18 protein-coding genes are annotated in these 18323 nt (G+C 62.0%); 13 read left to right on the top strand and 5 right to left on the bottom strand.

Translation table 11 applies throughout. From position 1 onward, the window contains the following. Window positions 1–99 precede the first annotated feature (99 nt). The 8 genes from ACIQCY_RS17695 to ACIQCY_RS17660 all read left to right on the top strand — a co-directional run bounded on the left by ACIQCY_RS17695 (window position 100) and on the right by ACIQCY_RS17660 (window position 8626). Window positions 100–1386: a purine-cytosine permease family protein gene (locus ACIQCY_RS17695; protein WP_400485143.1), complete on the top strand. Its 1287-nt coding sequence runs from the start codon at window positions 100–102 to the stop codon at window positions 1384–1386. A gap of 130 nt (window positions 1387–1516) precedes the next feature. Further along, on the top strand, window positions 1517–2890 hold the full coding sequence (locus tag ACIQCY_RS17690; protein WP_329864025.1) for an amidohydrolase family protein: 1374 nt from the start codon (window positions 1517–1519) through the stop codon (window positions 2888–2890). 381 nt (window positions 2891–3271) lie between these two features. Beyond that, the gene (locus ACIQCY_RS17685) at window positions 3272–4537 is read left to right on the top strand and encodes an MFS transporter (protein WP_364274812.1); all 1266 of its coding nucleotides are present in this window, start codon (window positions 3272–3274) and stop codon (window positions 4535–4537) included. Window positions 4538–4696: 159 nt separating this feature from the next. Then, window positions 4697–5326: a dihydroxyacetone kinase subunit DhaL gene (dhaL, locus tag ACIQCY_RS17680; RefSeq protein ID WP_329864169.1), complete on the top strand. Its 630-nt coding sequence runs from the start codon at window positions 4697–4699 to the stop codon at window positions 5324–5326. A 524-nt stretch (window positions 5327–5850) separates the two neighbouring features. Then, a complete protein-coding gene (locus ACIQCY_RS17675) occupies window positions 5851–6300 on the top strand; it encodes an RpiB/LacA/LacB family sugar-phosphate isomerase (protein ID WP_329864168.1) in 450 nt (149 codons plus the stop codon). Continuing rightward, entirely contained in the window at window positions 6297–7151 is an 855-nt protein-coding gene (locus tag ACIQCY_RS17670; protein ID WP_329864166.1) for a transketolase, read from the top strand. Before ACIQCY_RS17675 ends, ACIQCY_RS17670 begins: the two co-directional genes overlap by 4 nt. Next, complete coding sequence (locus tag ACIQCY_RS17665) at window positions 7148–8080, top strand: transketolase C-terminal domain-containing protein (RefSeq protein ID WP_329864164.1); 933 nt, start codon at window positions 7148–7150, stop codon at window positions 8078–8080. The genes ACIQCY_RS17670 and ACIQCY_RS17665 overlap by 4 nt, the downstream gene beginning before the upstream one ends. A gap of 246 nt (window positions 8081–8326) precedes the next feature. Further along, window positions 8327–8626 carry an antibiotic biosynthesis monooxygenase family protein gene (locus tag ACIQCY_RS17660; RefSeq protein ID WP_329864162.1) on the top strand — a complete coding sequence of 100 codons (300 nt, stop codon included), beginning with the start codon at window positions 8327–8329 and terminating at the stop codon, window positions 8624–8626. Window positions 8627–8722: 96 nt separating this feature from the next. Here ACIQCY_RS17660 and ACIQCY_RS17655 read toward each other — a convergent pair whose 3' ends face one another. Continuing rightward, window positions 8723–9460, bottom strand: coding sequence for a GntR family transcriptional regulator (locus tag ACIQCY_RS17655; protein ID WP_329864160.1), 738 nt, complete (start codon window positions 9458–9460; stop codon window positions 8723–8725). A gap of 152 nt (window positions 9461–9612) precedes the next feature. Here ACIQCY_RS17655 and ACIQCY_RS17650 point away from each other — a divergent pair, with 152 nt between their 5' ends. The 5 genes from ACIQCY_RS17650 (at window position 9613) to ACIQCY_RS17630 (ending at window position 13676) form a co-directional block, all read left to right on the top strand. Further along, window positions 9613–10497, top strand: a complete 885-nt coding sequence (locus tag ACIQCY_RS17650) for a class II fructose-bisphosphate aldolase (protein WP_329864158.1) — start codon at window positions 9613–9615, stop codon at window positions 10495–10497. Continuing rightward, window positions 10494–11288 (top strand): HAD-IA family hydrolase, encoded by a 795-nt coding sequence (locus tag ACIQCY_RS17645; protein WP_329864156.1) that lies wholly within the window; start codon window positions 10494–10496, stop codon window positions 11286–11288. Before ACIQCY_RS17650 ends, ACIQCY_RS17645 begins: the two co-directional genes overlap by 4 nt. 19 nt (window positions 11289–11307) lie before the next feature. Continuing rightward, window positions 11308–11955, top strand: coding sequence for a dihydroxyacetone kinase subunit DhaL (gene dhaL / locus ACIQCY_RS17640; protein ID WP_329864155.1), 648 nt, complete (start codon window positions 11308–11310; stop codon window positions 11953–11955). Window positions 11956–12002: 47 nt separating this feature from the next. Further along, on the top strand, window positions 12003–12998 hold the full coding sequence (dhaK, locus tag ACIQCY_RS17635) for a dihydroxyacetone kinase subunit DhaK (RefSeq protein WP_329864153.1): 996 nt from the start codon (window positions 12003–12005) through the stop codon (window positions 12996–12998). Window positions 12999–13229: 231 nt separating this feature from the next. Beyond that, window positions 13230–13676 carry a 6,7-dimethyl-8-ribityllumazine synthase gene (locus ACIQCY_RS17630; RefSeq protein ID WP_329864151.1) on the top strand — a complete coding sequence of 149 codons (447 nt, stop codon included), beginning with the start codon at window positions 13230–13232 and terminating at the stop codon, window positions 13674–13676. 73 nt (window positions 13677–13749) lie between these two features. Here ACIQCY_RS17630 and ACIQCY_RS17625 read toward each other — a convergent pair whose 3' ends face one another. The 4 genes from ACIQCY_RS17625 to ACIQCY_RS17610 form a co-directional block, all read right to left on the bottom strand. Then, window positions 13750–14187 carry a MaoC family dehydratase gene (locus ACIQCY_RS17625; protein ID WP_364274819.1) on the bottom strand — a complete coding sequence of 146 codons (438 nt, stop codon included), beginning with the start codon at window positions 14185–14187 and terminating at the stop codon, window positions 13750–13752. Window positions 14188–14297: 110 nt separating this feature from the next. Beyond that, window positions 14298–15107 (bottom strand): HAD-IIA family hydrolase, encoded by an 810-nt coding sequence (locus tag ACIQCY_RS17620; RefSeq protein ID WP_329864309.1) that lies wholly within the window; start codon window positions 15105–15107, stop codon window positions 14298–14300. A 590-nt stretch (window positions 15108–15697) separates the two neighbouring features. After that, on the bottom strand, window positions 15698–17128 hold the full coding sequence (locus tag ACIQCY_RS17615; protein WP_329864246.1) for a hypothetical protein: 1431 nt from the start codon (window positions 17126–17128) through the stop codon (window positions 15698–15700). 91 nt (window positions 17129–17219) lie between these two features. Then, window positions 17220–18179, bottom strand: coding sequence for a hypothetical protein (locus ACIQCY_RS17610; RefSeq protein ID WP_364274821.1), 960 nt, complete (start codon window positions 18177–18179; stop codon window positions 17220–17222). Window positions 18180–18323: the final 144 nt, after the last annotated feature.

Genomic DNA, 18323 nt, shown 5'->3' with positions numbered 1-18323 from the left:
CGCTCGGCTTCCGCAACCTCGCGAACTACACAGCCAGGAGCCTGCTCGAGGCCGGAGGTTTCAGACCCTCGCTACACCCTTGATTCCGAAGAGCCCCTTATCCTGATCTCAGGCTTGGCAGTGGCCGCAGGACTCCCCTTCTGGGCCTCCGTTATCGCCATGACGCTGGGGGTCGTCATGGCCTTCATCCCGTACACAATTCTGGCTACGATCGGCGTGGACTACGGGCTCCCCGGCACTGTCGCCACCCGCGCCTTCCTAGGCATCAGAGGATCGCAAGTCATCATCGGCGGCATGCGCACCATCAGCTCCGCTTTCTGGTTTGCCTTCACAACACTGGCCGGCGCTGCCGGCATCGTGGCCATCATTAAGTCACTGTTCAACGCCGACGTTTCGCTTATTGTTGTGAGCCTCCTGTTCGCGGTTGCCCAGGCAGTGGTGGCACTGTTCGGCTATCACTCACTGAAGTGGCTCTCCCGGGTCGCATTCCCCGTCAAGCTCTTCGTTATCGCGTACCTGCTGTGGTGGCTTGCAACCTCAGGTGCACCCGGCTTTGCTCCGGCTGAGGTCTTCTCCTTCGCGGGCACTGAAGGATGGAACTGGTCGATCATCGCCGTATGGGCCAGCGGTATGGCAGTTGGATGGTTCGCCCAAGTCACGGACGCCGCAGACTACTGCCGCTACACCAACTCCCGGGTCCAGATGTGGACGGCAACTCTGCTGGCGGCAGTGGTTGGCGGTTTCGGCGCAGCTTTCTTCGGTGCTTACGCCGCAGCAGGCGCACTGGGCAAGACTGCCAACGCCTTTGAGGTCATCCCCAGCCTCAACCCCGGTGTAGTTACGCTCTTGCTCCTTCTGCTGTTGCTCGTCCTCGACAACTGGACCGTCAACGTCATGAACCTCTACACGGGCGGACTGGCGCTTGCCAACCTGATTTCCAAGCTTGGGCGCTTCTGGTCAACGATCGTAGTTGCAATTTTTGGGACGGTGCTTGCCGCTTTCCCCTTTATCGTGGAGCAGTTCACGGATGCCATCAACATTCTGGGTTACGGATTTGCGCCTCTGGTGGGCGTGTTCGTGGCTGACTACTTCATGAAGCGCGGCCATATAGATGTTCTCGGACTTTTCGACCGGAAGGGCCCCTACTGGTACTTCCACGGATTCAACCTGTCCGCCGTGGCATGGGTCATCATCGGTGCAATCGGATACAACTTCGTGCCTGTCTGGCTGATGCAGGGGCCAGCGGTCGCAGTGGCGGTGGGAATCGGGCACGCACTCACCACATCGTTGCTGAAGCGCTTGGGTCCTGATAAGCCGTTGACATCAGCATCTACAGTCAAGGGCAACATTGACGAAGATGGCCGGGACGCGAGTTTGGTGTCTTGAGCTAATAGGGAAGCTGACTGGTGTGCCGTTTCTCGAGAAACCGCACACCAGTCAGCGCAAAAGAAAAGCAAGTCTGGGGCTACATTCCGTCCGGGATCCTACGGCGGACGTCGAAAACAAGGAAAGTAAAATGAACACTATTGCTATCAAATCGGCCACAGTTATTGATGGCCTTGGGGGTGCCCCGCTGCAAGGCGGCACCGTCGTGATGGAGAACGGCGTCTTCACCGCTGTAGGCCCGGACGGGTCGGTCCGGATTCCCGATGGCGCGACCGTCGTTGACGGCACAGGAAAGTACGTCCTGCCTGGTTATGTCTCGGGCAATGTTCATCTTCTTGACGGCATCACCCTGCTCAGCGGCCCGGGCGGCATCGAATACCTGGCGCGCTGGGAAGGGCGCTTGGCGGACGTCATCATCGAGGCCGCCCAGATCGGGCTGAAGAACGGTATGACCACCGTCTTCGACACCTACAACGCACCCAGCCCTGTGCTCGCCGCCCGGGACCGCATCAACGCCGGCAAGGCGACCGCAGCGCGGATCTTTGCAGCAGGAACCATTATCGGCATGGGCGGACCGTTCAGCGCAGACCACCACGGCCGCAGCCGTCCCTACATCAGCAAGACCTTCGCCGACCGCCTCGACAGCCTCTTCGAGGTGGGCGTCGGACATCAACTGACAGTCCTTCCGACGAACGAAGTCCGTGCCCGTGTCCGCGACTACATCACCCGTGGTGTGGACATGGTTAAGGTATCGGTCAGCGAGCAGCTCGGTGGCATCGATATGGGCGGCCGCACGTACCTTTGCTTCAACGACAAAACCCTCAGGGCCATCGCAGAGGAAGTAAAGTCGGCAGGTATACCGTTGCTGACGCACACCTTCTCCACGCACGCGCTGGAGGCTGCCCTTGACGTCGAAGCAGACGTTCTGATCCACCCCACCATCACACGCCAGCAGCCGATCTCCACCGAATTGGTCGACAAGCTGCTCGCGGTGGGATCGGCCAGCGCACTGCAATCGGTCACCCATGCGCACCAGAGCAGGTGGGAATCAGAAGGAAGCCGGTGGGCCACCTACGCCGGCGGCCAGCACGCTCTGAACGAAAAGCTGCTGATCGACGCAGGGGCACCCATCATCCTCTCAACCGACGCCGGCTGCACCCCTCGCGACGTCCGCGAAGACCTCAACGTGGTGGATGACCCCGAATATCCGTGGACGATCGGCAGGGACCACCTCGCGTGGACACGCGCTGTGACGGAGAAGGGTATGGCGCCGATGGACGTCATCGTGGCATGCACCAGTGGCGTAGCCAAGGCCTACGGCCAGGACAAGATCGGTTCCATCCAGCCGGGCAAGTTCGCTGACCTGGTGGTTCTGGACGCCGACCCGTTGACGGACATTAACAACCTGGGTTCGATATCGGACGTGTACAAGGAAGGCACCAAGATCGACCGCGACGGCCTGCCGACCGAAGCCCTCGTGACGCAGCCAGTCCCCGTCGACTAAGACACCGCGTAGCGCTTCAGGGCAGGTGGCGGATTGGCCTGAAAGCGCACCGGTGTGCTGCGCGACGGTAACACGGACCACACCCTCCAAAGGCAGGGTAAGAATCATGGTCCTAAAGCAGTGGGGGATGGCGAACGCTCGCGACGCCATCCCCCTCTCGCATCCGCTTAAGACCAAGACCGGCCTCGCTCCCTAAGACTGGCCCTGCCAACGTAAGCTCCAGCAAGCGGGGAACGACGCCGGGCAGGAGGCTAAGCGGTGAAATCCCGGATCCGGCGCTACTAACGCTGGAAGAAGCCTCCATGGTCGGCTACGGGGCCGGAAATTGGTCCGGTATCAGGTAACACCCCAGCAACGCCTCGAGGACGAATGAAGGCATCAATGAGTGAAGTCGAAGGTGACGTTGTCGCCCAGAATGCAGGCGGAACCGGAGATTTAGAGTCCACTCTGATCCCCAAGCGCGCTTGGCGGGCCCTGGCGGCGCTGGCTGTGGCGATGCTGCTCAGCATGGCCACATGGTTCTCAGCAAGCGCGGTCGTTCCTCAGCTGGCAAGCCAGTTTCAATTGTCCGATTCGACCTCAGCCTGGCTGACCATAGGTGTACAGGTGGGGTTTGTCATCGGCGCCCTGGTACTTGCGACGACCAGTGCCGCAGATCGGTTCGGCCCACGGCATCTCATGTTCGCTGGCGCCACCCTGGCCGGCATCATGAACCTGGGAATGCTGGCAGCAAACGACGCGTGGCAGATCATCGCCCTTCGCATCCTAACCGGTGCCTGCCTGGCGGCGGTGTACCCCTCGGCGATGAAGTGCATCTCCACGTGGTTCAAGACCTCCCGGGCGACCGCCGTTGGCGTCATGATTGGTGCGCTGACCGTCGGATCAGCGTCCCCTCACCTCGTGGCGGCCGCGGGAAGCCTGGACTGGCGATTCGTAGTGGTTGGCACCAGCCTGCTAAGCGCTGCGGGCGGGCTCACTGCGCTGTTGGCGGCGAAAGACGGCCCTTTCACCTTTCCGCGCAGTAAATTCTCCTTGCGAGAGGCACTCCGGGCATTCACCGCACGTCCCGTACTCATGAGCTCGCTGGGGTATTTCGGCCACATGTGGGAGCTGTACGCCATGTGGTCATGGTTCTCCGTGTACCTCAGTTCAGTGCTTGCCCGCTCCGACTCGCCCCTTACAGAGCAGTTCGCAAGCCTGGCGACTTTCGTCGTCGTCAGCATAGGGGCGGTTGGCTGTCTGGTCGGCGGCCGCTTGGCAGAACGCGTCGGAAGCGCAAAGTCAGCCATCGTTTCCATGATCTTCTCTGGCGCCTGCGCCGCGGTAATCGGCTGGATACCGGCCGGCGCCCTCTGGCTCGTCCTGCTCATCGCCCTCCTCTGGGGGTTCTGGGTCATCGCTGACTCCGCCCAGTTCTCAGTGCTCATCACTCAAGTAGCCGACCAGCGATATGTGGGCAGTATGTTAACCCTGCAGATGGCCCTCGGTTACACCGTGACCGTTCCCATCGTCTGGCTCGTCCCCACACTGCAGGCTAACGCCGGCTGGGGATGGGCATTCGTCTGCCTCGCCCTCGGCCCGGCCATAGGGGTGTTGGCAATCCGCAGCGTGCTGAGGCAACTGAAACATCATGGCGAAGGCCAATAGAACCAACAGCAGGCTCAGCCCCGGCGCAAGGTGCTGTTGCCTCCCTCCACCGCGTTGGAGGACTTTACCAGCGCCCATCCGCCCGCACGACGATGCCAGGGATTACGGACCTGAGATGTACATGTCGCAGCAGCAACTTCAAAGTCAGGACCACATCAAATGACCACGAACATCGGCCGTCTTGAGCAGATCATCCGCACAATCGCTGACACCTGCGTCGAACAGGAGGGCTACTTCTCCGATCTCGACTCCGTTGTCGGCGACGGAGACTTCGGCTATTCGCTGGCACGAGGCTTTGAAAAACTGATCGAGCAGTGGGACACCCTGCCAAAAGAAAGCGCCAGCGCCTTCCTTCAGTCGGTAGCCCTCTGCCTCAGCTCACGCATTGGGGGGACTTCCGGGCCGATCTGGGGCACTGCGTTCCTTCGTGCCGGAACTGCCGTCAAAGGCGTTGACGAGCTGAAAATCCAAGACGTCGTGGCCATGCTCAGGGCAGCGATCGCCGGAATCAAGGCCCGTGGTGGCGCGGAGGTGGGCGACAAGACCCTCCTCGACGCTCTCGTTCCCATGACCGACAACGTCGAGGACCTAAGCACCTCGGGCTCACAGACGCGGGAGATTGCGGTCTCTGCCGCAAAAACCGCACGTGACGCTGCAGACGCGGCCAGTGTGCTGGTGGCCCGACGCGGACGCGCCAGCTACAGCGGCGAGCGGAGCGTGGGTGTCCCCGATCCCGGAGCCGTTGCCATCGCGGTCCTGGCCGAACGCATCGCAGAGTCCTGGAGTTGATCTCCCCACACCCAGCCGATGTGAGCGGCCCAGCCGATGCCCTCAAGGTCCGATGAGGCAGACTCCTCGGCTGTTCTCTACCTTGTGAAGCAGAGAACTTGATGCCGCGAGTCGGCCTGCTAAACAAGAGCCCCTGTACAGGGGTGCGTGCACCCGGGCACAGCGCCCCGTCATGTCTGATGGGCCGAGCCTGACAGCTCCGCAGCAGTTGTTCTCCACTGAGCTTAGCCAAGCGTCTGGGAAGCGAGGGTGGGGCACGCGGGATCAGGATTGCGCCCAGCCCACCCCCAAGCACCGATGCAATCACAGCGCTGCATCTCCGCGGGGCGCCAACGTGCCTGTACGGGTCCTCTTGCGGTCGGTCCGCCGCGGGCACTCAGCGTCCGCGCGATCTCTGCTCCCACATCGCCGCCAGGCCGGACTGCCTCCAACCTCAGTCAGCCTGTTTCAGGGTAGACCCTTGATTTCCCAGCCCGCGAACCCTACTATCTATACAACCCTATACAAGTATAGATCGGAGAACCATGCTTATTGGTATCGGTTGTGACCCAAACGCGAGCGATCTTAAGGCGGTGCTCGCCCGCTATGCAGTTGAGCTCGGCCACGAGGTACGCGATTTTGGATCTGAAGACCCCCTCTACCCGCTGACAGCCATCAATGTCGCCGAAAGTGTCGCCCGGGGTGAGGTCGACAGGGGAGTAGTGCTGTGCGGCACCGGCATCGGAGTCTCCATCGCTGCAAACAAAGTCAAGGGAGCCTACTGCGCGCTGCTTATGGACTCGTACCAGGCCGAGCGTGCCCAATTGAGCAACAGTGCCAACATGATCGCCATGGGCGCCCAGGTCATCGGTCCCGAAACCGCGAAGCGGCTGTTGCGTGACTATCTTGCAGTGGCATACGAACCGTCAGAGCGCAGCACGCCAAAGCTCGCCGAACTTTATCGCTACGAGGGCGGGAATGAGGCGCGCCCATGAACGACGACATCGCAGCCCTCGAACTCGAAGCAACCAGGGCCAGACTCCTGGTCCTCCGCATGCTCCGCGCGGGCGGTTCTGGACACCTTGGCGGAGCCCTTTCCTGCATTGACATCCTCACTGCACTCTACTTCCGTACGATGAACGTCGACCCGGCCAAGCCGACGGATCCTCGCCGGGACCGCTTCCTTCTCTCTGCCGGGCACAAAGCCATGGCTCAGTACGCTGTCCTTGCCCGGCGCGGATTCTTTCCAGAAGACCTGGTGGACACGTATGCCGGGCATGGAAGTCGACTCGCCGGCCACCCTGACATGCATAAACTTCCCGGAGTGGAGGCCAACACAGGGGCCCTTGGGCACGGCCTCCCCATCGCTTGCGGCATGGCTCTCGGATTGCGGCTCTCCGGCGGCGCCGGCCGGGTATTTACAGTTCTTGGAGATGGCGAGCTCCCCGAGGGTTCCAACTGGGAAGGGGCCGCCATCGCTGCACACCACAAGCTGAACAATTTGGTTGCATTCATCGACGTCAACGACTTGCAAATCAGCGGCCATACGGCGGACGTAATGAACATGGAGCCAATCACGGACAAGTTCAGCGCCTTCGGATGGGCCGTGCGCACGATCGACGGCAATGACATGCGCGAAGTCATCTCCGTCCTCGACCAGACACCACTTAGCACGAGCAGACCGACGGCCATCGTGGCCCGGACCACTAAGGCGCAGGGCATCAGCTTTCTGGAAGGAACTGCAGCATCGCACTACTGGAAACCAAATCCGGAAGAACTAGACGCTGCCGAGGCAGAGCTGCAGAACCGACTGGCCACAATCTCAGAAACGGTGGGAACACGATGAGCACACCCCTGATCGATCCGCGCAAGACCTTCGGGGAAGCCGTAACCAGCAGGGCACAGAACGATGACAGGATTGTGGTCCTCTCCGCCGACAGCGGCGTGTCCTCGGGTTTCGGTACCTTCAAGAGCCGGCACCCGGAACGATATTTTGAATTCGGAATCCAGGAACACGGTGTCACGGGGGTCGCCTCAGGGCTGGCTACTACCGGGCGGATTCCGGTGTTTGCCGCCATCGCCGCCTTCGTCACAAACCGCAACTACGAGGCCTTTCGTAATGACATCGCCTACATGGGCCAAAACGTCAAGATTGTCGGACGTAACGGAGGGATGACCTACTCGGACCTCGGACCAACCCACTACTCGCTCGAAGACTACGCCATCATCCGGATGCTGCCCGGCGTTGTGATCATCTCTCCCCAGGACCCCGGCGAGATCCGGGCTGCCGTGGATGCGATGCTCACCCATGAGGGTCCCGTCTATATGCGCGTGGGCGGTCCCGCCATCCCCGACCTTTTTGAGGAAGAGCCCTTCGTCATCGGTAAAGGGCGTTCCATCCGCACGGGGGAGAAGGCGACCGTTGTCACGACCGGGGCCGTAACCGCCGAAGCGATCCACGCCGTCGACCTCCTCGCTGCCGACGGCATCGGAGTGGACCTGATCGGTATGCCGACCGTGGAGCCGGTCGACGCTGAGCTGATCACTACCTCGGCCGCACGCACCGGCCATGTGATCACGGTCGAGGAGCACTACATCCGAGGAGGCCTCTCCGCAGCGGTCTCAGAGACGATCCGCCACCTCGGAGTCCGCCATGATGCAATCGGACTCCCTCACCAGCATGTGATCACAGGGACGTACTCAGGGCTGCTGCAGCACTACGGACTTGACGCTGCCGGACTCCACGCGAAGCTGACAGACTTGCTTGCGGCCTGAGCTCAGCACGGCCAGACGCGTACCGGGTCGTCATAGCGAATTACCGCCTCTGTCCGCCACTTCGGATACGGCAGCCGGGACGACAGGATCGCGCGGATGGACCTGCCCTCTGACTAGCGAGCATGCCCCCCCGGAATCGGATGCAGCCGCCGCATCACTCATGTCGCCGACGGGCACAAGCATTACGAAGATCGAACAATCCAGCACCTGTCCCAGCCAGTCCGCAATCTCAAAAGGAGTGTGCGCATGATCTACGAAGTCGCAACACTGACCATCAAGCCCGGCTCCGAAGCCGCTTTCGAAGACGTCCTCTCGCAGGCCGTCCCGCTTTTTCAGCAAGCCCCGGGCGCACTCAGCCTCCGCGTGGACCGGACCGTGGAGAACATGTCCGAATACACCCTGATCGTTGGCTGGGCAACCCTGGAAGATCATACGGAACGGTTTCGCAGCTCTACAGCATTCACCAGGTGGCGGGAACTCGCAGGACCTCACTTCGCGCAGCCACCCCAGGTCAAACACACCCAGCAGGCCTACCTTGGCTTCTGACCCCGCTGTGATCATGGGAGGTCCGGCCTTCATCTGGCGGATCTTTCATGGTGCGTTGTGCAGATGATTACCACTCAGCAGGAGCAGGAGCCTGGTTCAATCGAGCTGGTAGTCGAACTTCAGCTGCATGGTGTCACCACGGAAGACGATCGAAGAGTACTCAAAGGCCGTGCCCGCCGGGTCCGAAATGACGTCAGTGAGCAGCAGCGCCGGGTCTCCCCGGCGCAAGCCAAGTTGCCGGGCTTCATTGCCATCCACAGCCACGGCCTCGAGGTTTTCCCTGACACTTTTCATCGGGAGGCTGTAGTTCTCCTCGAGGACCACGCAGAGCTGCTCGTTGACGACGTCGTGCGTGTCCAACCCGGGCGCCAAACGGGCCGGAATGAACGAGCGGTGCAAGCTCAAGGGTTTGCCGTCAACGGTGCGCAAGCGAACGATCGCGAAAACCTGGTCCTCTGGACCGAGCCCCAGCCTTTCCCGCACTCTGGCGGGCGGAGCAGCCAGGTCAAGCGAGACAAGCTGTGTCGAGGTGTGGTAGCCGAGGGCCTCGAGTTGCTCCCGGATGCCCTTATAGGCCGGCGACACTGCGCTGATCTTCCGCGGGGCTACGTACGTGCCTTTGCCCGCGACACGGATCAGCAGCCCATCGGCAGTGAGCTTGTTGAGCACGCCCCGGACCGTCATCCTGCTCAGTCCGTAAATCCTGTTCAACTCGTTCTCGGAGGGGATCCGCTGGTCGGGCGCCCACTCGCCACTCGTGATCTTGGCCAGCAGGATCTCTTCAAGTTGCAGGTACAGCGGGACAGAAGAGTCACGCTCAAGCACATCAGTCATATTGGCACCTCCTAGCCGATTATAGCCCGCCGCGGTGTTGTATAGCGCGGTACATACTTGTATAGTCTACGTTAGTTTCAGGTTTTATGGTGCGCGTCACAGTAATCCGACGCGGGCAACTTGGAAGGAACCACTGAAAGGTAAGGACGAGGATGCTCGTTTCGACAGCAACACTGACCAGAACCGCACGCGATCACGGATACGCCGTGCCGGCGGTCAACGTCTTCGATGAAGTCAGCATGCGGGCCGTAGTCGAGGCCGCCCAGGCCTGCTCTGCCCCGCTTATTGTGCAGGTGTCGGTCAAAACGGTGCGCACCGCCGGCACACGGCTTCTCAGCGCGACATTCGAAGCCGTGACGAAAGATGTCACCGTGCCCGTGGCACTGCATCTGGACCACTGTCCGGACCGGACCGTCATTGACGAGGTCGTGGCCGCGGGCTGGTCCTCGGTTCTTTTCGACGCTTCCGACCGCGACTTTGAGTCCGCCGTCAGGGAAACTACCGAGGTTGTCGCCCAGGCCCACGCTGCCGGCGTGGACGTGGAGTCCGAGATTGAAAACATCTTGGGCGTTGAGGACGGCGTCGGTTCCGACACCGCACTGCACTCTTACACCGTCGAGCAACTCGCGGCGGCCGCTAAGAGTACCGGCGCTGACATGCTTGCACCCCAGGTGGGCACCAGTCACGGGGCGTTTAAGACCCCCCCGAAGCTTCTGCCAAGTCGCGTGCGCGAGCTCGCCGCCCTCGTCGACAGGCCGATCGTCCTCCACGGCGGCACCGGCCTCTCCGCAGCAGACTTCAAGCTGTTCATCGACGCGGGCGTGTCAAAGATCAACATCTCCACAGCCGTCAAGCATTCCTACATGCAGGCAGCCGCTAAGCACCTTGACGGCGCCCGTCTCAACGACCGGTGGGATCCACCGAGCCTGTTCCGGGATGTCTCGGCGGCCGTCCGGAACGAAATTGTGGAACACATCGAGCAGTTCGGTGCGGCTGGCCGCGCACAGCACGCCAACGAGGCAGTAGGTTCCCGATGAGCGATGCCCTGATTTTCGACTGCGACGGCGTCCTCTCCGACACCGAGCGTGATGGCCACTTGCCGGCATTCAACGCGACTTTCGAGCACTTCGGACTGCCGGTGCACTGGTCTCAGGAAGACTACGCCCAAATGCTGGCCATCGGCGGCGGCAAGGAGCGGCTCGGCAAACTGCTCACACCCGAATTCATCGCGAAGGCAGGCCTTCCCGAGGACCGGGAGGCCCAGCACGACCTGATCGCACAGTGGCACCGCGAAAAGACTGCCCGCTACACGGCGATGGTACGCGCCGGAGAGCTGCCCCCACGCCCTGGAATCGCCCGGATCTCGGCCGAGGCCGCTGACGCGGGCTGGCAACTCGCAGTGGCATCAACCTCAGCCGAGGAATCGGTCCGGGCAGTCCTCGAACATGTCGTTGGAACCGATCTGGCCAGGCAGTTCTCAGTCTTTGCAGGCGACATGGTCGAACACAAAAAGCCCGCGCCCGACATCTATCACCTTGCCATTAGGGAACTCGGCATCCAGCCCACTCAGGCAGTAGTGGTCGAGGACAGCGCTAACGGCCTTAGGGCCGCCCTCGCTGCCGGCCTGACCACCGTTGTCACCCGCAGCAGCTACACCATCAATGAAGATTTCACGGGGGCGGCGCTGGTTGTCGACTCGCTCGGCCAGCTGCCGGACCATCCCGTGGCCGTGGTCTCCGACCCGCACGCCGTCGGCGTCGACGGCGAAGTGTCGTTGAAGAATCTTCTTGACCTCCTAAATGCAACGTCCATCCCAACCTTCTCTTGATTTCCTAAGGAGCCTTGAAATGCAAAACGACACCGCCTCCGTTACAGAAGGCACAATTCGTCTCGAAGACGTCGTGAAGACGATCGCGCAGACCTGTGTTGAAAACGAGACGTACTTCTGCGATCTCGACGCGGTCGCCGGCGACGGCGACTTCGGCTATTCCCTTGCCCGCGGCTTCGAGATCGTGCTCGAATCCTGGGAGGGCTACGACCGATCCGACCTCGGCTCTTTCCTGGGCGGCGTGGCCCTAACGATGAGCAGCAGGATCGGAGGAAGCTCAGGCCCGATTTGGGGAACCGCATTCCTTCGCGCGTCCTCCGTCGCCCGCGGCAAGCAGCAGCTCGAAGGTGCCGACGTCGTTGCCATGCTCCGGGCCGCGACCGAGGGCATCATGGCCCGCGGCGGCGCCAGCCTGGGAGACAAGACCCTGCTTGACGCGCTCGTACCCCTCACTGATGCTATCGAGGCCGGAGTCAGGGCAGGATCTGACCCCAAAGCCATCGCCAAGAGTGCTGCAGTCGTCGCCCGTGATGCTGCTGAGCGCACGAGCACGCTGACAGCCCGCCGCGGCCGCGCGTCCTACACGGGTGAGCGCAGCGTCGGCTCACCTGACCCCGGAGCGATCGCAATGGCGGTACTGGCTGAGCGGATTGCGGGTACCCGGTGACGAATTCAAGCGCAGGATCAACGACAACGATTCAGAGAAAGACGGCAATGAAAAAGTTCATTAACGACCCCAAAGCGTTCGTCCCCGAGATGCTCAAGGGCATCGCTCTGGCCAACCCGGAGACCTTGACGTACGTCCCGGAGTACAACCTCATCATGCGCTCCGACGCTCCACGGCAGGACAAAGTCTCTATCATTCAGGGATCCGGCTCGGGACATGAACCGGCGCACGTCATGGCGGTCGGCAAGGGCATGCTCGACGGCGCCTGCCCCGGCGATATCTTCGCTGCGCCGCCAGCGGATTACGTCGTAGAGGCCACCCGCCGCCTCGCCAGCGACAAAGGCGTGCTCCTCCTGGTGAACAACTACACCGGAGACAAGATGGCCTTCGAGATGGCCGCCGAATTCGCCGCGGCTGAGGGCATCAATGTGCGCACCCTCTTTATCAACGACGACGTCGCGGTCGAAGACTCGCTTTACACCATTGGTCGCCGAGGAGTGGCCGGCAACTTCTTCGTCATGAAAGCAGTCGGGGCTGCCGCCGAAGCCGGCGCCGACCTGGACGAGGTCGTACGTATCGGCGAGAAGGTGAACGCCGCAACCCGTACGATGGGCGTTGCACTGAGCGCGTGCACGCCTCCCGCGAAGGGTGCCCCGCTGTTCGAGATGGCCGACGACGAAATGGAAATCGGCGTTGGAATCCATGGCGAGCCAGGCCGCCGCCGCGTCAAAATCGCCACGGCCGACGAGATTGTGGACGAGCTGCTCAACGCAATTGTCCCCGACCTGCCATTCGCAGACGGTGACGAAGTGGCCCTCATGGTCAACGGACTGGGCGGCACGCCCATCAGCGAGCTCTACATTCTGAACGGCAGCGCACACACGCGTCTTGCCGAAAAAGGCATCACGGTAAGCCGGAGCTATGTAGGCGAATACTGCACCGCGCTGGACATGATTGGAATGTCCCTGACTCTCGTGAAGCTCGACGACGAGATCAAGGAACTGCTGGCAGCCCCGGCTGAGATCGCTGCCCGCATCTTCTGACCAATCGGCACCCTCCGATATTCCGAAGAGTTACATCACCACCAGCGTCATGGCAGTACTCTGAACTGGCCGGCAGGGACTCCTGGCGGCCAGTTCGGACTCCCTAGTTGAAGTTCTACAAGCCGCCGTTCCCCTGACGAATAACCAGCTCCGAGGCGAGACCACCGGGCGGAAGCAGCAAGCATTCCGGTGAGCTCCAAAAGAAAGGCATTTCACTTGTCTCCTAAGGCTATGTCCTCCGTCCGCGTAGCGGTTGTAAGCGCCCAATGGCATGCAGACATCGTTGATCGTGCCGTGGAAAGCTTTCAGGCACGGTTGAAAGAATCCGGCATTACCAACGTGGATGTCCACCAAGTGCCTGGCGCCTTCGAAATCCCGCTACTCGTCCGACGCCTCGCAGTATCCGGTCATTACGACGGAATCGCCACCTCTGCCCTCGTGGTTGACGGGGGCATTTATCGCCACGAATTTGTCGCACAAAGCGTCGTGGACGCCCTTATGAGAGTGCAATTGGAAACTGACGTACCAGTTTTCTCCGGAGTCCTAACTCCTCACCATTTCCACGAGCATGAAGAACATCGCAACCAGTTTTCCCGGCATTTTGTAGCCAAGGGGAAGGAACTGGCCGACGCTCTCACCTCAACTCTTACAACCTTGGCGTCCCTCCAGGAGGCCTAAAGGACACACAGACCCACAGAACGTGGTGATACCTGCACATGTGTCTTTCCGGGGCCTTCAAGAACAAAAAGCCCTAGTCCGGCGGTCCGCCAAGCTCCATTGTGTAACAAGTAGCTGTGCCCTCGAGAACAACTGTTCCGTCATCACGAACCACCCACGTACGTAACGTCGTAACAGGCTTGTCTGCACGTACTTCAGTTACCTCGACGTGCCCGGTAATAACGTCACCAGGACGAACAGGAGCCATGAAGTTCCAGTTCACGCTCAGGAAGACGGATCCGGGTCCCGGCAGCTCCTCAGCCACGACGGCGTTCAGGATGGCACTAGTTACACCACCTTGGACAATAATCTCGCCAAACCGTGAGGTCTGGGCAGCCCGGAGATCGTAGTGTAGGGGGTTGCGGTCACCGCTGATCTGGGTGAACAACGAGATGTCCTCGTGGGTGACTTTGCGCGACAGATGAGCGGTTTGCCCAACGATGGGTCTGGGACGATTGGGATGAGCTTCCATGGTCAACCTTTCGTGAACGGCCCCGGAAGGCGGGCTGTAAATTATGCGGGATAAGGGCCCGCAACGGACGGTGCTGCTACTGCCCCACCCGAAGCTCCGGGGCATGCTGCCTAGGGCCGGAATGGGTTTCCGACGGGTATCTCGAGGAGACTCGAAATCACCCGGCTGGGAATCACGTCCTCGAACGCGTGGATAGGAACCCCTGTCTCGACCAAGACCCCGAACATACCGGCTCGTTGAGCTGCCGCGACGTCTGTAAGAATTTGGTCGCCGACAGCAACTGTGCGGTCGGGGCGGCTCCCGAGCATTTCCAGAGCAATCCGGGGCATGTGTGACTCGGGCTTCCCAATCACTTCGGGCGTGGTGAGGTGTCGCGTGGCGGCTTCGACTGCCGCGACCAAGGTGCCCGCGCCCGGATCCAGTTCTCCGCCTTCAGGGATCAGCCTGTCTGGATTCGTAGCGATGAAGTGAGCACCAGCAAGAATCGCTCGTACGGCCGTGCGAAGTTTCACGTAGGTCAGTTCACGGTCGAGCCCGATAACAACGATGTCCGGCTTGTGGCTTGAGAGGACGAATCCCGTTTCCTCAATTTCACGCGAAAGTGCGGGCGCTCCCACTACGTAGACGATTAGGCCCTGCTCGTAGTTTTCCACGAGGTAGCGTGCCGTGGCATAGGCAGTGTTGACGATCTGCTCGGGGTCGGCGGCGAAGCCCATCCTGGTCAGCTTCGCGGCGAAGTCGGCACGCGATTTTGTGGAGTTGTTTGTCATGAACACCGTAGGGACCGCACTGGTGCGGAACTGATGCAGCGCCTGGATCGCGCTCTCAATGGGGACATCACCGCGGTAAATTGTTCCGTCCAGATCGAGGACCAACCCCTCAATCGGATCCGGCCAGGGCTGGTTTTCAAAGTTGATCACGGCTCCATCACCATCCCGCCATTGTATTGATAGGGGAGCCAGTAGCATCCAGCAGCCGCCCGAGCGCCGGGGACGGAACTCGTTTCGCCATACCCCGTTGCCCGGAAGCATCGACCTAGTCGATAAACCACACGCTTCAGCCTGACGCCGCAAATGCCCGCGCGGGGGCAAGGACCGCTTGCGCAGCGTCCTCAGCCTTGCATTGGCGCAGCAGCGGCACCGGCGGCACGTCCCCCGTCGTCTAGCGGGACATTCGTACTCCCAAAATCAACAAGTGTTCCACGCTCGATAGCCGTGATTCCGTCAAGCTCGGGGAGAGAGTTCAGAGATGGTGGTAGCGAGGACACTCTGGACGGAATGTAGGCAGTAACTTGGCACCGTCTAAGGGCATCGAATGAGGATGCGGGCACACCGGCGGTCCGGCGGCGAGTGTTTCGCCACCGGACCACCGGTCACAAGGACATGTGTGCTGAAGACATGTTCTCCGGTTTCTGTTTACGGTTTCCTATGTTTCGCCTCCTTCTCCTCAGCCTGCTGGTTTGCAGCCGCTTCAGCTCAATGCACAGGCGTTTCGGATGCGTTCTAGGTGGCTAGGAGACCTTGCGCTTGCGGAGCATCAGCAGGCCGGCCACCAGCATCAGCAGGGCGAGCGGGACCAGTGAGGCGTCAACACCGGTGTTCGCGAGTGCAGCGGCGCCGTTCTGCGTAGGGGTGTTACGGGGAGTGGAGACCGCCGGAATCGCGCCGCCTACAGCAGTGGATCCGGCGGCAGCTACCGGGAAGCTTCCGGTGCTGATTGTGCCACTGCCGTTGTCCGTGCCCGCGGTGCCGTTGCCGGTACCGTCTCCGGTGCCGGCGCCATTGTCGGTGTCGTTGCCTGGGTTGCTGGTGCCGGGATCGACAGTGCCAACTCCGCCGGTGTTTCCATCGCCGGGAGTCCCGGTGCCAGGGGTTTCGGTGCCGTTGCCGCCACCGATCAGCCCGATACCGAGGTCAATCCCCAGATCCACACCAGCGTCCAGGCTCCCGTTACCGCCGGTGGTGCCGTCGGTGCCGGTGACATTTCCGAGTCCGAGTGCCACGTTGGCGTCCACTGCTGCGTCGAGTCCGCCGGTGGTCCCGTCGGTGCCGGCAACGTCACCCAGGCCGAGCGCTACATCGGTGTCAACTGCTGCGTCGACTGCGTTGGTGCCGTTGGTTCCGAGGTCGCCCAGGCCGAGGGCTGCGTCAACGGCGGCACCCAGTCCGTCGCTGGGTCCGTTCGAACCGGTGACATTCCCCAGGCCCAGCGCGACGTCGGCATCCACGGCAGCGTCCACCGTGTCGGTGCCGCTCGTGCCCAGGTCGCCGAGTCCGAGGTTGACGTCCGCAACTGCCGCAACGTCCGCGGCGGTGCCGTCGGTTCCGGTGATGTTGCCGACGCCGAGGGCTGCGGCTGCGTCAACGCCTACGTCTGCGGTTCCCGAGTCGGTGCTGTTGGTGCCCAGGTCGCCGAGCCCGAGGTTGATGTCCGCAACTGCGGCAACATCGGCGATGGTGCCGTCGGTGCCGGTTCCGGTGATGTTGCCGACGCCGAGGGCTGCGGCTGCGTCAACGGCTACGTCTGCGGTTCCCGCGTCGGTGCCGTTGGTGCCCAGGTCACTGAGCCCCAGGTTGACGTTCGCAACTGCGGCAAGATCGGCGATGGTTCCGTTGGCTCCGGTTCCGGTGACGTTGCCGAGGTTGATGTCGGCCGCTGCTGCGACATCGGCGATGGTGCCGTCAGCCTCGGCTCCGGTCACGTTGCCGAGCCCGAGGTTTACGTCCACTACGGCGGCGACGTTCGTTGAGTCGGACGGCGTTGGGTCACCCAGCAGGCCCAACGACGTCGTATCAGCGGACGCCGCCGCCGAGATGAGGGCGGAAGCGGAAAGATCCGATCCGCTGGTCGTATCCGCGGCGTTTGCCGCGCTGCAGCCGAGGGCTAGAAGCCCGCCGGCAAAGAGGGTGCCAAGCAGCCCCCTGCGAAGGTTGGAACTCATGGTGATTTTCTCCTGAAAAAAGTTGAGATGAGGGCGCTGGTCAGCTGCCCGAATGGCCACGTGCTGCCTGGGTCGGCAGGGTGGGGCTCAACTAGTCAGGAGAGGAACCGGGGTCGAACGACACCGGTGCAGGAGCGTGCTCAGAGGCCCCGCCGGCAAGGACAGTGCCGGCAACTGCATGGTCAAGATCGAAAGCGCTCAGCCACGCAGCCGAGCTGGGAGAGCCGCCCGAGGAGCCGCCGCTGCCTGCGCCGGAACCGGGCGCAGCCGGGGCCTGGGCAGGGTAGGCGGGGTCAGCGGTTCCGGGCTGGTCGCTGCCGAGGGATGGCCGCTCATGGGCCAAAGTCGGGAAGACCGACGTGCCCGCAAGGGCAGCCGGGCCCGCGGCGGCGGGAGTGGCTTCGAGCGTGCCGGATGTTGCGGGCTCCGGCGCACTTGGAATCACTGCTGCAGGGCCTGTCACGGCTTGATCGGCAGCCGCAGCTTCGGCGCTGCCCGTCTCTGCCGGCACCGAGGGAAGGGCGGGTTCTGAGTGTTCCGGGGCTGCCGCCAGGGGCAGTTCCGGGACATCAATAGGCAGGGGAGCGGACCCGGTCACAACATCGGCAACAGGCTGCAGCACCGGTTCGAGCACTGGAAGCGTTTCGGTGACCGGTGGCACGACGGTTTCCACGACGGCCGTGGTTGCACCGTCAGCAATGCGGGCAACCGGAGCTGTCACTTCTGACACTGTGCCGGCAGGGACCACCTGGTTGATCACCGGAACGGACGAGACCAAGTCATCAGCAGTTGCGGAGAGTTGGTTCACCACCGGATGCACCAGGCCGACGGATGGCGGTGCAGCCGGAGCTTTGGTCGGCGCGGGTGCGGCCGGGACCACTTTTTCGGCCACCGATTGCACAGAACTGGTCACGGATCCCACCAGCGACGAAGTGTCCGGCAGCGCATCGGCAGATGCCGCCGGAGAAGAAAATGTCAGCCAGGTGAACGCAGCGGCTCCAGCCAGCAACACCGGCCGCAGGGCACGCCACGGTGAACGAGATTCACCCATGCGTACCACCCCCAGTACTGATGCATTCGAGACGGCAACAGCCTAAAACGGCCCATCGCATTTGAGGGTGTAGCAGTGGTCGGAAACCTCCGGTTTCGAGGAGCGATCGGGCGATGTAGGTGGTGAGGTTGCGGAAGCCGAGGG

It is taken from the genome of Arthrobacter sp. NPDC092385 (assembly GCF_044755105.1).
In the GTDB taxonomy this organism is placed as follows: Bacteria; Actinomycetota; Actinomycetes; order Actinomycetales; family Micrococcaceae; genus Arthrobacter_D.
The sequence above is the reverse complement of the archived record's forward strand: the minus strand, read 5'-3'. Positions and strand labels throughout refer to the sequence as shown.

What these genes read in the sequence shown, in the direction of transcription:
- ACIQCY_RS17650 (WP_329864158.1), top strand. Translation starts at nt 9,613, where the DNA reads ATGCTCGTTTCGACAGCAACACTGACCAGAACCGCACGCGATCACGGA.
- ACIQCY_RS17660 (WP_329864162.1), top strand. Translation starts at nt 8,327, where the DNA reads ATGATCTACGAAGTCGCAACACTGACCATCAAGCCCGGCTCCGAAGCC.
- ACIQCY_RS17645 (WP_329864156.1), top strand. Translation starts at nt 10,494, where the DNA reads ATGAGCGATGCCCTGATTTTCGACTGCGACGGCGTCCTCTCCGACACC.
- ACIQCY_RS17615 (WP_329864246.1), bottom strand. Translation starts at nt 17,128, where the DNA reads ATGAGTTCCAACCTTCGCAGGGGGCTGCTTGGCACCCTCTTTGCCGGC.
- ACIQCY_RS17630 (WP_329864151.1), top strand. Translation starts at nt 13,230, where the DNA reads ATGTCCTCCGTCCGCGTAGCGGTTGTAAGCGCCCAATGGCATGCAGAC.
- ACIQCY_RS17685 (WP_364274812.1), top strand. Translation starts at nt 3,272, where the DNA reads ATGAGTGAAGTCGAAGGTGACGTTGTCGCCCAGAATGCAGGCGGAACC.
- ACIQCY_RS17675 (WP_329864168.1), top strand. Translation starts at nt 5,851, where the DNA reads ATGCTTATTGGTATCGGTTGTGACCCAAACGCGAGCGATCTTAAGGCG.
- ACIQCY_RS17690 (WP_329864025.1), top strand. Translation starts at nt 1,517, where the DNA reads ATGAACACTATTGCTATCAAATCGGCCACAGTTATTGATGGCCTTGGG.
- dhaK (WP_329864153.1), top strand. Translation starts at nt 12,003, where the DNA reads ATGAAAAAGTTCATTAACGACCCCAAAGCGTTCGTCCCCGAGATGCTC.
- ACIQCY_RS17625 (WP_364274819.1), bottom strand. Translation starts at nt 14,187, where the DNA reads ATGGAAGCTCATCCCAATCGTCCCAGACCCATCGTTGGGCAAACCGCT.
- ACIQCY_RS17610 (WP_364274821.1), bottom strand. Translation starts at nt 18,179, where the DNA reads ATGGGTGAATCTCGTTCACCGTGGCGTGCCCTGCGGCCGGTGTTGCTG.
- ACIQCY_RS17655 (WP_329864160.1), bottom strand. Translation starts at nt 9,460, where the DNA reads ATGACTGATGTGCTTGAGCGTGACTCTTCTGTCCCGCTGTACCTGCAA.
- dhaL (WP_329864169.1), top strand. Translation starts at nt 4,697, where the DNA reads ATGACCACGAACATCGGCCGTCTTGAGCAGATCATCCGCACAATCGCT.
- ACIQCY_RS17665 (WP_329864164.1), top strand. Translation starts at nt 7,148, where the DNA reads ATGAGCACACCCCTGATCGATCCGCGCAAGACCTTCGGGGAAGCCGTA.
- dhaL (WP_329864155.1), top strand. Translation starts at nt 11,308, where the DNA reads ATGCAAAACGACACCGCCTCCGTTACAGAAGGCACAATTCGTCTCGAA.
- ACIQCY_RS17670 (WP_329864166.1), top strand. Translation starts at nt 6,297, where the DNA reads ATGAACGACGACATCGCAGCCCTCGAACTCGAAGCAACCAGGGCCAGA.